We start from the raw sequence: 13,149 nt of genomic DNA on the forward strand, positions 1-13,149 counted from the left end.
TTCAGGGCGGTCAACCCCGCCCGAATTGTCACCTTTTCCCGCCCTTTATGACACCTTAGGCCGTTCGGGTGAAATGAAAATAGACCGAAAGGCCGTTAGTGGTGACGCAGATCATTCCTTTTACTGATGCCCTTACCCGGCCCTTAGGTCTTGAATGAACCGGTTCGCGGGCTTTGCCCGCCTGGGTGATTTCAATTTCCTGAAAGGTCCTGCAAGTGACTCTGAAACGATCCCTTTCTGTCCTGCTGCCGTTGGTCGCCGTCGCCGCCGTGGTGGTCAGCCCGGTCGCCCAGTCCCAGGCGCCTGCCACGCAGAGCCCGGTCAACGTGGTGCCAGGGGCTATCCAGATCGATCCAAGCCACCCGAAGTTAGATGTCACCTACGGACACTCCGAACTGGTCCTGAAGTACGTCCAGAAGGACGCGGACAAGCCCAACGGCTGTCAGACCCGCGACCACGAGGAAACCGAGCAGGCGGATGTCCGGCCGGGCGCCGGATTTGTCACCGCGGGTGGTGTCCGTTTTGACCTGATCCAGCTCCATTTCCACACTCCGGCCGAGCACCAGTTCAACGGCCGCCGCGACCCGCTGGAAATGCACCTGGTGCACCGCAGCACCGCGGGCAAGCTGCTGGTGATCGGCGTGCCGCTGCGGGTGGGCGGGCACTCCGCGGTGGACACCGTGCTGGCCAAGCTGGCCCCGGAGTGCGGCGAGCAGGTGCGCATCCCCAGCATCGACCTGAACTCGCTGCTGCCGCACAGCCGGCACACCCTGCGTTACGAGGGCTCGCTGACCACCTTCCCGTTCGACGAGGGTGTGCAGTGGTACCTGACCACCGAGAAGACCGTCGGCGCCGCCACCCTGGCCCGGTTCCAGGGCCTGTTCAACCACGGCAACTCGCGTGAGCCGCAGCCGCTCAACGGCCGCAAGTTCACCGAGGTCGGCCTGATCTGAGCCGACTGGAACAGCGCGGGTCAGACCGGTCGGTCCGGCCCGCGCGTTCCATCAACCAGGTGAGGCAGGCGGGATCGACCCCGCGACGGCTCACTCTGTGCTGCACTGACCGGATGTTTGTCGGCCGTCAGCGTGAACTGGCCCAGCTCGATCTACTGCTGGACGCGCTGCCCGGTGGTCTGACCCCGGTGGAGGTCGTCGGCGAGCCCGGCATCGGCAAGTCCCGGCTGCTGCACGAGACCGGTCTCCGGGCCAGCGCCCGTGGCCTGACCGTGCTGGCCGGGCGGGCCGGCGAGTTCGAGCGGGACCTGCCGTTCGGGGTGTTCCTGGACGCCCTCGACCACCACCTGGCCGCGCTGACCGAGGAGCAAGCCGCCGCCCTGGGCCCCGGTCACCTGCGCTGGCTGGCCACCGCCTTCCCCGGCCTGGCCGAGCGGGTGCCGCCGGCCCCGCCGCCGCAGGCCGCCGAGCGGTACCTGCTGCACCGCGCGGTGGCCGCCGCGCTGGACGCGCTGGCCGGTCCGGCCGGGCTGGTGCTGGCCCTGGACGACCTGCACTGGGCGGATGAGTCCACCGCCGAACTGCTCACCCACCTGCTGCGCCGCCCACCGGCGACTCCCCTGCTGCTCCTGCTCGCGCACCGGCCGCGGCAGCTGCCGGACAAGCTGGCCGCGGCGCTCACCGGCCCCGCCCACGACGACACCCGGCACCGGATCGAGCTGGCCCCACTGGACTTCGAGGCCGCCTGCCAGCTGCTGCCCACGGACCGCAGGCGCAGGCGGCTCTACGAGCTCTCCGGCGGCAACCCGCTCTACCTCCAGGTGCTCGCGCACGGCGGCGAGCTGGCCGTCCCCGCCGAAGAGGGCGCGGAGGTGCCGCCGGGCATCGCGGCGGTGCTGCGCACGGAGTTCGCCCGGCTCTCCCCGGCCGCCCGGCTGGTGGCGCGGGCGGCCGCGGTGATCGGCGACCAGGTCGACCCCGAGCTGGTGGCCGCGGCCGCCGGCCTGAACCTGGCGGACACGCACGCCGCGGCCGAGGAGCTGTTCGAGGCGGACCTGTTGCGCGGCACCGGCGCCGGGCAGCGGGTGACCTTCCGGCACCCGCTGCTGCGCAACGCCGTCTACCACTCGGCCACCCCGCTGTGGCGGGCCGCCGCGCACGGCAGGGCGGCCCGGCTGCTCACCGAGCGCGGGGCCGCGCTGACCACCATCGCCCCGCACATCGCCCGCTCCGCTGCGGTGGGCGACGCGGAGGCGGTGCGGCTGCTGCGCGAGGCGGCCGGGCTGGCGCTGGCCCAGGCCCCGGCCACCGCGGTGAGCTGGCTGCGGGTCGCGCTGCGTGGGCACCCCGACCCCGGCGACGAGCTGGGCCGCCGGTTACGGCTGGACCTGGCGCACGCGCTGATGATGTGCGGGCACTACCTGGAATGCTGGGACCTGCTGCGGATGCACCTGGACGCCACGCCCGCCGGGGCGCCCGCGCTGCGGCACCAGGCGGTGGTGCTGTGCGCGACCACCAGCCGCCTGCTCTGGCAGCCGGAGGAGGGCAGGCGGCTGGTGCGCGACGAGCTGGCCAGGCAGTACGGCCGCCCGGACGCCGCCACCGCCGCGCTGTGGCTGAACCTGGCGCTGTCCCTGGTGCTGGACGGCCGCTTCACCGAGGCCGCCGAGGCAGCGGGCGAGGCGCTCCGGCTCCAGCTGCCGGATGCGTTGCGCTGCACCGCTTTGGCCATGCTGGCCTGGTGCTACCCCGAGCTGGGGCGGGTGCCCGAGGCGGTGCGCGCGCTGGACGAGGCGGCCGAGATCTACGACCGCGTGGACGAGGCGGACCACCTGGCGCACCTGGGCATCTCGCACCTGGTGCCGCTGGTGGAGGCGATCTGCCACCTGCGCCTCGGCGACACGCTGCGCAGGCTGGACCGGGTGCGGCGGCAGTCCCAGCGGCTGGGCCACCTCACCTTCGGCGGCGAGGTGCTGGGCACCACCGCGGCCGTGCTGGCCCATGCCGGGCGGGTGCCCGAGGCGATCGCCCTGGCCGAGGAGGCCCTGGACGCGGCTCGCCTCTCCGGCATCGAACCGCTGCTGGTCAACGTGCTCTGCGCCCGCGCGGCGGTGGCCCTGTACTGCCTGGACCTGCCCGCGGCCGAACGGGCCTGCCGCGAGGTGGCCACGCTGTCCTGCGCGAGCTGGCACCCGCTGGCCCCGCACCTGACGCTGATCCGGGACCTGGTCCGGGCCCGCCTCGGCCACCAGGTCCCGCTGGCCGAGACCATCGAAGGCCTCGGCGGCCCCGAGCTGCCGGGCACCCTGCACCGGGCCAGGGTGCTGACCTACCTGGAGCTGGCGCACATCGCGGCCCGGCGGGGTCGCCCGGCCGAGGCCGCGGACTGGGCGGAGCGGGCGGCCGCGCTGACCGAGGACCTGCTGCCCTACAGCGGCGCGGCGGCCACTCTGGCCAAGGCCTACGCGCGGGCCTGCGGCAAGTCCGCCGAGCACACCAAGTCCGCGCTGGCCCTGGCCGAGTCCGCCGCCACCGCCTTCACCGCGGCCGGGTTCCCGGTCCAGTCCGCCCGCGCCACCCTGCTCGCCGGCCAGCTGCACGCCACCCTGGGCGACCGGGACCGCGCACTGTCCACAATGGACAAAGCGGCCGCGGTGTTCGCCGGTTGCGGGGCCGGCACGCACACCGAGATCGTGCTCCGCTACCAGCGCCGGCTGGGCCGCCGGGTGCCCAGGACCGCGGGCTCGAACCCGCTGGGCCTGACCCCGCGCGAGGCGGAGATCGCCGGGCTGGTGGCCAAGGGGCACAGCAACCGCGCGGTGGCCGCGCTGCTGGTGGTCAGCGAGCGGACCGTGGAGACCCACCTGAGCCGGGCCTTCCAGAAGCTCGGCGTCTCCTCCCGCACCGCGCTGACCGCGCTGCTGGCCCGCGCCGACGACAGCAACCGGCCATGACCGCCCACGGCTGAGCGCGCGCATCCACCCTGTCGGCATGAGTTTCGCGCACATGCGCCCGGCCGGGGTGCGCACCGCGATGCAGGCGCTGTCCCAGCGGGCCGCCGAGCTCGAGCAGGGCTGGCAGCAGGACAAGTCGGCCATCGCGGGCGCCGAGTCCGGTATCGGCGGCGACGTCCTGGGCCAGGCGTTCCGCTCGGTCTACACCGCGCCCGGCCAGGCCGCCCGCACCGCCGCGGACCGGATCGGCCCGGCGATGGCCGAGGACGCCAAGGTCGGCACGCACTGCGCCGAGGACTACCTCAACGCGGACAGCGCGTCCGCGGCGGCCATGCCGACGGGAGGTGGCGCAGGTGCCGATCCCGGAGCCCACCTCTGAGCTGGGCCTGTGGCCCAAGGTCAAGGCGATCAGCGGCTGGCCGGAACCCGATGAGGAACGGGTCAAGCAGCTGGCCACCGGCTGGCGCGGCGGCCAGACCCGGTTCACCCAGGCAGGCGGGCACGACCTGGCCCCGGTCCGGGCCGACTGGCCCGATTCGGCGGGCACCGCCTTCGACACCAGGGCCGGCAAGACGCTCACCAGCGCCACCGAAGCCGGCGGGCGGATGGGCGAACTTGTCGTGCGGGCGAACAACTTCGCCACCGAGGTGACCGGCGTGAAGACCGGCATCACCGACCTGATCGAGACCAACCTGGGCCGGTACGCGCTGGTGCAGACGCTGCCACAACCGGTTCGGGGCCTGTTCGAGGAGTTCTACGCCTCGGTCCTCGGCGGCCAGGCCCGCACGCTGATCAACGCCGCCGCGGCCCGCACCGCACAGGGCAAGCCACCACCAATGCCGGACCCGTCCGGGGGCAAGGGCAAGGGGATCAAGGAGATCATCGAGTTCCTGCTCGAACCGGACAACCAGCGCATGATCGGCGACGGGCTGTCCTGGCTGAGCAGACAGCTGGACAACCCGGCCGACGACATCACCAAGAGCGCGACCGAGCTGCTCGGCACCGGGCTGAGCAGCCTGGGCGAGCTGACCGGGAGCGACCAGCTGCAGTCGGCGGGCGAGACCGTCACCGGCCTGGCCGACGTCGTCGGTGAGGCCGTGGGCGACGCGGTGCTCGAAGCCGGCTCGATCGCCCGTAACGGGCTGCACGAGCTGGCGGAGTCGCAGGACGGCAAGGAGACGCCCCTCGAGATCTACCTGTCCAGGGACCGGCACCCCGAGGCCCTGCAGCACATCAACGAGGCCCGCAGCGGCACCATCTGGGAGGGCAGCACGTCGAAGCCGGGCACGCCGCTGCCGGACGTGCTGCACGTGGATCGGACCGAACCCCGCTCCGAGCGCGAACGGATCGCCCGTGCCCGGCGCAGGCAGTCCACCAACCCGATCCCCCCGTACGTGCCCGAGGAAGGCGAACGGCGCAAGGACAAGGACGAGTACCCGCCCGCGATGACCTACGAAGGTGGCAGGCAGCACCCCTGGGTGCCCAGCGTGAAGCACATCGACTACAGCGACAACCGCAGCGCCGGGGTTACCCTCGGCTACCAGGTGCAGGGGCTCGACGACCGGAGCCCGGTCGTCATCAGGGAAACGGACTGACCACAGTGGACATTCCAGCCGACTTCGCCGACCTGCTCGCCCGCGGCCGCCACCCGCTGGGCGCGCCGGTGGAACTGCACCTGGGCGCCGACTCCGGCCCGTTCGCCGAACTGGCCGAGCTGCTCAGCCACACCAACGGTTTCACCATCGCCAACGGCGGTGTGCAGGTCTTCCGCGCCGGGACCGAGGGACTCGGGCCGGAGCTGGCCGAGTGGAATGAGCCCAGCCTCTGGAAGGACACCTACGGCGAGCTGGCGGCCGACCTGTTCTGCTTCGGCCAGGACCTCTTCGGCGTGCAGTTCGCCGTCTCCGGCGACCGGGTGGTCAGCTTCGACCCGGAGACCGCCGAGCGCACCAACCTCGGCGGCTCACTGGCCGACTGGATGAGCTGGCTGGCCGCCGACCTGGAGCTCAACGCCGCCAAGGGTTTCGCCACCGACTGGCAGGACCGGCACGGCCCGCTCGGCTACCGCGAGCGGCTGCTGCCGGTGCGCCCGTTCGTGCTCGGCGGGAAGTTCGACGAGGCCAACCTGGTGGCCAGGGACGCGGTGTACTGCATGCGGGTGCGCGGGCCGATCGCGCAGAAGGTGCACGGCCTGCCCGACGGCGCCGAGGTCCGCCTGCACACCGACTGACCCGCGCCTAGGGCGTGTCCTCACAGTCCCGTCTGCGAGAGTCGTGATCGGTTCGGTCGCTGGCGGTGCGGCCGGGACGGCCTCATACCGGACGTATTCGGGCGTTCCGGCCGCGCCGCCAGCGGCCGAACCGGCGCGGCTATCGCGGGCGGGACTGTGAGGACACGCCCTAACGGAGCCGGGGCGTTGGCAGGTCCCCGGTGCCCGCCGCCAGCTCCTCGGCGTGCGTGTGCGCCCACCACAGCAGTCCGGCCACGTCGATGCCGTGCGGCGGATCCTCCTGGTACGCCTCGATGTTCCCGGCGCCGCGGCGCAGCAGGGTGACCGCGCCGGTGTGGTTGCCGCGCGCGGCGTGGGTGGCGCCCACCGCCAGCTGGGCCAGGCCCTTCCACAGCAGGCGGTGCGCCTCCGCGGCGGACTTCCAGGCGTCCTCCAGGATCTCGTGCGCGTGGAAGGGCATGCCCGCGTCGAGCAGCCGCTGCGCCTCGGTCAGCGTCTCCTCCGGTGATCGCACAACCCCTTCGGGCAGGCGCTCGATCCCGGGCGCGCCGTGCGGCAGCGGCCTGCCCAGCCCGTCCCTGGGCCGGGCGTTGCGGGCGCGGCCCTCCTCGTCGCGATCGCGGTCCAACCGGGGTGCACTGCCATCCGAGCTCACCGGCCCATCATCCCACCGGCGTGGCGCGAATGTGCCGGGAGCTGACCGCCAGGACGCTTATCCGGCAGTGTTGGAGAGGTCAGTCTGGCGAACATGGCGACCTTCGCAGTGCTGGGCGCGGTCGAGATGTGCTCGGGCGGTCACCGGGTGGGCCTGGGCCACGCCAAGCAGCGCGTCGTGCTCGCGGCCCTGCTCATCGAGGCCAACCGCGCGGTCACCCGGTCCGAGCTGGCGGACCGGCTCTGGGGCCGGCGACCGCCGCCCGGCGGTCCCGGCGCCCTGTACTCCTACCTCTCCCGGCTGCGCGCGATCCTGGCCAGGGCGGGCGGCGCGTCGATCGAACGCGACGCGGGCGGCTACCGGCTCCGCGTCCCCGAACACGCGATCGACCTGCACCGCTTCCAGGACCTGCTCCCCCGTGCCCGCGCCGAGCGGGACGAACACCGCGCGGTCACCCTGTTCGAGCAGGCTCTTTCCCTGTGGCGGGACGACTTCTGCGCCGGGATCGACCTGCCCTGGTTCAACGCCCGGCGCGAGGTCCTGCACGCGCAACGGTTGCTCGCCCAGCTGGACCACGCGGACCTCGCCCTGCGCCAGGGCCGCCACGGCGAACTGCTGCCCGCGCTGGCCGGCCGGGCCGCGAGCCACCCCTTCGACGAACGCGCCGCCGAGCAGCTGATGATCGCCCTGTGCCAGTCCGGCAGACAGGCCGAGGCGCTGCGCTGCTTCGCCGCGCTGCGGACCCGGCTGGTCGAGGAGCTGGGCGTGGAACCCGGTGCGCCGCTGCGGCAACTGCACCGGCGAATCCTGTGCGGCCTCACTCCCCGGCCGACCGCCTGGGGCTGGCGCGGGCACACGGCCCACGCCAGTCCAGGCCGGTCAGCCGGTGTTCAGTCGCGGTTCCAGTAGGCGTTCTGCTGGCCCTGGCAGTCCCACTGCTCGGCCACCGCACCGTTGGCCTGGCTGGCCCCGGCGATCTGCAGGCACTTCCCGGTCAGCTCGTTGCGCAGGTAGGCGTAGCGGGGGTCGTCCTCCTTCAGGCGCAGCTCCCAGTAGGCCTCACGCTGACCCGCGCAGGTGTAGAGCTCGGCCCGCGCCCCGTTCGCCGAGCTCGGCCCGGCGATCTTGAGGCACTGCGCGGGGTGTTCCTTGTGCTGGATCCAGTAGACCGGGACCGTTCCGTTGTGGTGGTGCAGGTTGAAGATCCAGTACGCGGCGGGCTGGGCGGCGCAGTTCCACTGCTGGACCCTGGCCCCGTTGTGCCCGGTGTTGTTGGCGGTCTCCAGGCACTTCTGGCTGTGCAGGAACTTCAGGTGGGTAGTGATGGGCGCGGCCGCGCTGGCGGGCAACGCGACCGCGAGGAAAACGGTGACAACCGCGGCGATGGAGCAGGCGATCCTGCTGGTTACACGCATGCCAGCACCGTGCCGCCCCCATCATGAGCGGTTCTTGAGGGAACTGGGAACCGTCAGCTCACCGCCGGGCCAGCTCCGCTTCGGCCACCTCGGCCTGCTGCCGCCGGAACGGCGCGGCCAGCGTGGGCAGGATGTGCGCCCGGTTGCGGATCAGCGCGCCGATGGCGAGCACCAGGTAGATCACGCACAGCACGTACCTGGCGGCCTGGCCGGGCAGCGCGAACTGCACCGCGAACAGCCCGAGCAGGGTCCAGGCGGCCCAGCGCGGGAAGCGCAGTGCCAGCAGCGCGGCCACGCCCAGCACGGTCTGGGTGGCGGTGAGCAGGAACTCCTCGATCTGCCGGGCGTCCAGCTGCAAACCGCCCGCGCCGCCACCGCCGAGCAGGTAGGCCACCGGCAGGCTGCCCACCAGCAGCGTCCACTGGTTGACCTTGCTGGAGATCAGGGTGCCGATCGCGGCCGAGCCCTGCCCGCGCACCGCGAACAGGATGGCCACGATGAACTCCGGTGACTCCGAGGCCAGCGGTGCCAGCCACTGCACCAGCAGGAACTCGTCCACGCCCAACTGCCTGCCGGTGGCGATCAGGCCGTGCGCGAAGGGTTCCGCGCTGGCCAGGATGACCACCGCGGCGAAGGCGAACAGGCCGATCACCAGCGTCCGGCGGCCGCGGCGGGGCAGCGCGCCGATCACCGCGGCCGGGCCGACCAGGTGCGGCTCCTGCGCCTCGGACCGGGAGACCTTCCACAGGTAGAAGCCGAAGAAGCCGAGCAGGGCGAAGCCGAGCAGCAGCGGGATCTGGCCGCTGACCGGGATCAGGAAGGCCACCACCGAGGCGATGGCCAGGAAGCCCAGCTCGACCCGGTAACCGGACTCCAGCACCAGCTCCCGCACGCTGCGCCCGCTGCGGCGCTTGGCCACCACCAGCGCGATCAGCACCACCACCGACCAGCCCAGGCCCAGCAGCAGCCGGTTGGAGCCGGTCATGTTGGCCGCGGCGTAGGCGACATAGGTCGGGTCGGATCCGGCGGTGTAGGCGAAGTAGAGGTCCACCACGTACTCCGGCAGCACCGCGATCACCGCCAGGATCGCGATGGCCAGCCCGCCGGAGATGTCGGCCTGCGCGGCCTCGGCGGCCCAGGCCAGCAGGAAGGAGGCGGCCACCACGGCCGCGCCGAAGAGCAGCAGCGCGGCGGGCGGCGGCAGGTGCGCCCCGGCCACGCGGGTGATCAGCGCGGGCAGCGTGAGCGAGACGCAGAGGGCGAGTGGCCGGACCAGCTTGCTGGGCACGGTGCGGGGTTCCTTCCCGGGCGGCGGACGGCCAGACCGGGTCTCCAGGGAGGCTCGGCCAGGCATGACTGCTTGGCCGAAGGTCTCGCCCACCGGCCGGAGCCGGTCCCGTCGCCGGAGGACACGGGGTCCTCAGCATGTCGACGTGCGGTGTTGCGGGCTACTCCCCTTCGGAGTGCCCCCAGTGTCACATCATTTCGTCACCTGCGCAACTATCGAAACGAGGCGGCGAGCTGGCCGGTGCGCACGCGGTAGCGGAACAATGGCCGGGACATGCCGACATCGCCAGCACCCGCGGAGCCGCCGACCACCGGAGCGGCCACCGAACCGACCCCCGCCCAGCTGCGCTCGGGGGCGGAGACCTTCGCCCTGTTGGCCAGCCCGGTCCGCCTGCACCTGGTCTGGCTGATCACCCACGGCTCCTACGACGTGGGCACCCTGGCCGCCAGGGTCGGCATCGGCATCGCCACCGCCTCCCAGCACCTGAGCAAGCTGCGGCTGGCCGGGGTGATCTCCGGGCACCGGGACGGCCGCCGCCAGCTCTACACCGTGGACGACCCGCACGTGATCACGCTGATCCAGCAGATCTTCGACCACATCGCCCCCGACGGCACCCTGGCTCCCGACCCGCCGATGACCTGAGCCCGCCGTGGTTGTTCAGGGGTTGTTCAGAGTTTGTTGTCAGGCATTTCCGGCCCGGCAGCGCACAACCCCACTGGCGTAGACCGGTTACCGCGGTTCCCGGAAACCGCGGGGGTGGCCGGTCGGCGTCGCGGCCAGGCCGGTCACCCCGCCGCAACGTCGTTGGGGGTGACCCGTGCCGAACATGAGCCCGCACTGGCCGATCGTGTGCTCGCGCCTGCCGCCGTCCCCGGACCGGTCGGCCGAACGGGCGCAGCCGGCCGAGGAGGAGCAGGCGCAGACCCTGGACCGGAGCGAGCCACCGCCGTCGGGATAGATTCGCGCCCATGACTACCGAGGCGTCCCTGGTGGGGCGGTGGCGGCTGGACTGGTACCGCGAGCTGGACGCGGCCACCGGCGAGAAGATCAGCGACCCGTTCGGCGCCAGCCCCAACGGCCGCCTGCTCTACACCGCCCGCGGCCACATGTCGGTGCACCTGGCTCGCACCGACGGCCAGACCCACGGCGTGGACTACTACTTCGGCTACACCGGCAGCTACACGCTGGACGGGGACTTCGTGGTGCACCAGCTGGAGATCAGCTCGCACCCGGACCTCACCGGGGCGCAGCAGCGGCGGGCAGTGCGCTTCGAGGGCGACCGGCTCACGCTGAGCACGCCGGAGTACGAGGTCGAGGGCCGCAAGCGGGTGGCCGCGCTGAGCTGGGTGCGCGCCTGAGGGCCGGCGGGCGTTCGAACGGGAACCGGCCCGCGACCGAGTGGTCGCGGGCCGGGTCAGCCGTTGTGCCGGCGAGTCAGTAGGCGACGACCCACGCCTTGGTCACGTGGCAGCCGTTGGGCTGGCCGTCGACCCGGGAGACCGGGCCCCAGGAGCCCTCGCGCTTCTCCACCAGGGGACCGTTGATGTTCCTGGTGTAGGGCCAGTGCGCCATGTTGCACTCGACCACGACGCGGTAGGTGCCGAAGCCCGAGTCGCAGGTGCCCTCACCGAAGTTGGCGGCCTGGTCGGCGTTGGCGTGGCAGTCCCACACGTCGGCCCGCGCGGGGGTGGCGTCCAGCACGAGCGTGCCCGACACGGCCGCGGTGACCACTGCCGCGCTCACGAGCATCTTCCTGACCAGCTGCATTCTGTTCCGTCCTTCTCGACGATCCGGTGATCACGGAGGTTAGGGGCAGGCGGCCACTTGGAGCAGTGGTTTCAACCAGGGCCGAAACCCCGTGCTGCTGGGCCGGTCAGGACCGCAGCTCCGCGATGGCGGTAACCGGCTTGCCTGCCAGGGTCTGCGCCACCACCCGGTCGACCAGCGGCAGCCGGGAGGCCCGCAGCGCCAGGCGGCGCAGCCGCAGCCGGGTCGGCGACTCGGGCAGGAACCAGCGCGCCCCGGACCGCGCGACCTGCTGCTTCTCCTCGGCCACCGGCCGCCACCGCCGCTCGTACGCCGCCAGCGCGTCCTCGATCCTCGGCGCCTGATCGAGTTGGTGGGCCAGCAGGTACGCCCCGGCGATGCCCAGCGACGCGCCCTGCCCGGCCAGCAGCGAGACCGCGTAGCAGGCGTCGCCGACCAGCACGACCCGTCCCCGGTGCCAGCTGGGCAGCTCGACCTGCGCGACCTGGTCGTAGTAGATCTCCGCCGCCGGTGGGCAGTTCTCCAGCGCGGCAGGGGCCAGCCAGCTCAGCCCGCCGTAGTTCTCCCGCAGCGCGGCCCGGACGTCCTCAGGCAGCGCCGGATCCGGTGCGCGGTGCACGGTGAAGGCGGCGATCCGGTTGTCCCGCAACGCGTACAGGCCCAGCTGCCGGCCCATGGTGTCGGTCAGGTTGAACCGGCCGCCCAGTGCCGCGTGCAGCCGCGGCGCCTCGAACTGGAAGGCCGCGGTGTGGAAACCCAGGTAGCGCAGGAACTTCCGCTCCTCGCCGAAGACCAGCCCGCGCACCGTGGAATGGATCCCGTCCGCGCCGACCAGCAGGTCAGCCGCCAACTCGGTGCCGTCGGCCAGGGTCACCAGCACCCCGTCACCGCGGTCGGCGACCCCGGTCAGGGCCGCGCCGAAGCGCAGGTCCACTGTGGACGGCAGGTGTTCGCGCAGCACCCGTTCCAGGTCGGGCCGCATGATGCTGAGCAGCCGTCCGCGCAACGACCTGGCGAACTGCCGGTACTGCACGGCGGCCCGGCGACGACCGCGCTCATCGAACAGGGCGGCCTCCTCGACGAAGTAGGCCACCTGCTCGATCGCGGGCAGCAGCCCCATCTTCTCCACCGCGTCGTAGCCCGCGCCGAAGAAGTCGATCATGTATCCCTGGGCGCGCGGACCGGCAGCCCGTTCCAGCAGCACCACCTCCGCGCCGAGCCGGGCCAGCTGGTTCGCCAGCGCGAGTCCGGCGATCCCGGCCCCGCAGACCACTACCCTCATCCCGTCCTCCACCCGGATCAGCCCGCGACCAGGCGGCGCAGGACAGCGGTCGTGTCCAGCCCGGCGCCCAGGCCCCGGTGCAGCAGCAAGCCGTCGATGGTGGCCGCCAGCACGGCGGCGGTCTCCCACGGCTCGGGCACCCCGAGCCCGGCCAGCCACTCCCCCAGCCGCTGCCGGAACCCGTCCAGCACCGCGCCGATCTCCCGGTGCAGCTCCTCGTCCCTGGTCGCGGCCAGGAACGCCTCGACGAACAGCAGCGACAGCGGATCGGTGCCGGTGTGCTCGCCGACCGAGGCCACCAGCGCGTCCACCGCATCGGCCGGGGTGCGCGCGGTGGCCAGCACCGCATCCAGCCCGGCCAGCAGCTGTCCCATCGCGCCGACCGCGGCCTCCCGCAGCAGCGCCTGCACGGCCGGGAAGTGGTAGTGCACCACGCTCGGCGTGACCCCGGCCCGCTCGGCCAGCACCCTGGTGCTCACCGCGGTCCAGCCACGTTCCGGGATCAGCTCGACCGCCGCGCTGAGCAGCCGTTCCCGCGCCTCACGGCCCCTGGCCGCCGCGGTGTTCGCCATCGTTGACCACCTTTCAGGGCGATCGCCCTGTAC

Annotated in this window: 14 protein-coding genes; 8 read left to right on the forward strand and 6 right to left on the reverse strand. The window is 72.6% G+C overall.

The features are described 5' to 3' along the window. Window positions 1-215 precede the first annotated feature (215 nt). From M8C13_RS07790 to M8C13_RS07815, 5 genes are all read left to right on the forward strand, one after another. The gene (locus tag M8C13_RS07790) at window positions 216-953 is read left to right on the forward strand and encodes a carbonic anhydrase family protein (RefSeq protein WP_252479810.1); all 738 of its coding nucleotides are present in this window, start codon (window positions 216-218) and stop codon (window positions 951-953) included. A 113-nt stretch (window positions 954-1,066) separates the two neighbouring features. Beyond that, a complete protein-coding gene (locus tag M8C13_RS45005) occupies window positions 1,067-3,907 on the forward strand; it encodes an AAA family ATPase (protein WP_305883928.1) in 2,841 nt (946 codons plus the stop codon). A 37-nt stretch (window positions 3,908-3,944) separates the two neighbouring features. Further along, the gene (locus M8C13_RS07805; protein WP_252479811.1) at window positions 3,945-4,286 is read left to right on the forward strand and encodes a hypothetical protein; all 342 of its coding nucleotides are present in this window, start codon (window positions 3,945-3,947) and stop codon (window positions 4,284-4,286) included. After that, window positions 4,261-5,502: a hypothetical protein gene (locus tag M8C13_RS07810; RefSeq protein WP_252479812.1), complete on the forward strand. Its 1,242-nt coding sequence runs from the start codon at window positions 4,261-4,263 to the stop codon at window positions 5,500-5,502. Before M8C13_RS07805 ends, M8C13_RS07810 begins: the two co-directional genes overlap by 26 nt. 5 nt (window positions 5,503-5,507) lie before the next feature. After that, a complete protein-coding gene (locus M8C13_RS07815; RefSeq protein WP_252479813.1) occupies window positions 5,508-6,137 on the forward strand; it encodes a DUF2625 family protein in 630 nt (209 codons plus the stop codon). A 169-nt stretch (window positions 6,138-6,306) separates the two neighbouring features. Here the strand turns inward: M8C13_RS07815 and M8C13_RS07820 are convergent, their stop codons facing one another. Then, entirely contained in the window at window positions 6,307-6,765 is a 459-nt protein-coding gene (locus M8C13_RS07820; RefSeq protein WP_252479814.1) for a DUF309 domain-containing protein, read from the reverse strand. 120 nt (window positions 6,766-6,885) lie between these two features. On the opposite strand from M8C13_RS07820, the gene M8C13_RS07825 reads away from it, so the two are divergent. Continuing rightward, entirely contained in the window at window positions 6,886-7,701 is an 816-nt protein-coding gene (locus tag M8C13_RS07825; RefSeq protein WP_252479815.1) for an AfsR/SARP family transcriptional regulator, read from the forward strand. Here M8C13_RS07825 and M8C13_RS07830 read toward each other — a convergent pair. Further along, the gene (locus tag M8C13_RS07830) at window positions 7,683-8,207 is read right to left on the reverse strand and encodes an RICIN domain-containing protein (protein WP_252479816.1); all 525 of its coding nucleotides are present in this window, start codon (window positions 8,205-8,207) and stop codon (window positions 7,683-7,685) included. The genes M8C13_RS07825 and M8C13_RS07830 overlap by 19 nt on opposite strands. Before the next feature lie 58 nt (window positions 8,208-8,265). Continuing rightward, window positions 8,266-9,495 (reverse strand): sodium:proton exchanger, encoded by a 1,230-nt coding sequence (locus M8C13_RS07835; RefSeq protein WP_252479817.1) that lies wholly within the window; start codon window positions 9,493-9,495, stop codon window positions 8,266-8,268. Between the two features lie 273 nt (window positions 9,496-9,768). Between M8C13_RS07835 and M8C13_RS07840 the strand changes: the two genes are divergently transcribed. Together M8C13_RS07840 and M8C13_RS07845 are read left to right on the forward strand one after the other, a co-directional pair. Continuing rightward, window positions 9,769-10,137 carry a helix-turn-helix transcriptional regulator gene (locus M8C13_RS07840; protein ID WP_252479818.1) on the forward strand — a complete coding sequence of 123 codons (369 nt, stop codon included), beginning with the start codon at window positions 9,769-9,771 and terminating at the stop codon, window positions 10,135-10,137. Between the two features lie 326 nt (window positions 10,138-10,463). After that, window positions 10,464-10,853: a lipocalin-like domain-containing protein gene (locus tag M8C13_RS07845; RefSeq protein WP_252479819.1), complete on the forward strand. Its 390-nt coding sequence runs from the start codon at window positions 10,464-10,466 to the stop codon at window positions 10,851-10,853. A gap of 76 nt (window positions 10,854-10,929) precedes the next feature. Here M8C13_RS07845 and M8C13_RS07850 read toward each other — a convergent pair whose 3' ends face one another. From M8C13_RS07850 to M8C13_RS07860, 3 genes are all read right to left on the reverse strand, one after another. Continuing rightward, window positions 10,930-11,238: a hypothetical protein gene (locus tag M8C13_RS07850; RefSeq protein WP_252479820.1), complete on the reverse strand. Its 309-nt coding sequence runs from the start codon at window positions 11,236-11,238 to the stop codon at window positions 10,930-10,932. A 130-nt stretch (window positions 11,239-11,368) separates the two neighbouring features. Next, entirely contained in the window at window positions 11,369-12,544 is a 1,176-nt protein-coding gene (locus tag M8C13_RS07855) for an FAD-dependent oxidoreductase (protein ID WP_252479821.1), read from the reverse strand. A gap of 17 nt (window positions 12,545-12,561) precedes the next feature. Continuing rightward, window positions 12,562-13,116, reverse strand: coding sequence for a TetR/AcrR family transcriptional regulator (locus M8C13_RS07860; protein ID WP_252479822.1), 555 nt, complete (start codon window positions 13,114-13,116; stop codon window positions 12,562-12,564). Window positions 13,117-13,149: the final 33 nt, after the last annotated feature.

The sequence above is a fragment of the Crossiella sp. SN42 genome (genome assembly GCF_023897065.1).
In the GTDB taxonomy this organism is placed as follows: Bacteria; Actinomycetota; Actinomycetes; order Mycobacteriales; family Pseudonocardiaceae; genus Crossiella.

Coding starts and splice junctions, on each gene's coding strand:
- M8C13_RS07860 (WP_252479822.1), bottom strand. CDS start 13,116: ATGGCGAACACCGCGGCGGCCAGGGGCCGTGAGGCGCGGGAACGGCTG.
- M8C13_RS07855 (WP_252479821.1), bottom strand. CDS start 12,544: ATGAGGGTAGTGGTCTGCGGGGCCGGGATCGCCGGACTCGCGCTGGCG.
- M8C13_RS07825 (WP_252479815.1), top strand. CDS start 6,886: ATGGCGACCTTCGCAGTGCTGGGCGCGGTCGAGATGTGCTCGGGCGGT.
- M8C13_RS45005 (WP_305883928.1), top strand. CDS start 1,067: ATGTTTGTCGGCCGTCAGCGTGAACTGGCCCAGCTCGATCTACTGCTG.
- M8C13_RS07830 (WP_252479816.1), bottom strand. CDS start 8,207: ATGCGTGTAACCAGCAGGATCGCCTGCTCCATCGCCGCGGTTGTCACC.
- M8C13_RS07840 (WP_252479818.1), top strand. CDS start 9,769: ATGCCGACATCGCCAGCACCCGCGGAGCCGCCGACCACCGGAGCGGCC.
- M8C13_RS07805 (WP_252479811.1), top strand. CDS start 3,945: ATGAGTTTCGCGCACATGCGCCCGGCCGGGGTGCGCACCGCGATGCAG.
- M8C13_RS07845 (WP_252479819.1), top strand. CDS start 10,464: ATGACTACCGAGGCGTCCCTGGTGGGGCGGTGGCGGCTGGACTGGTAC.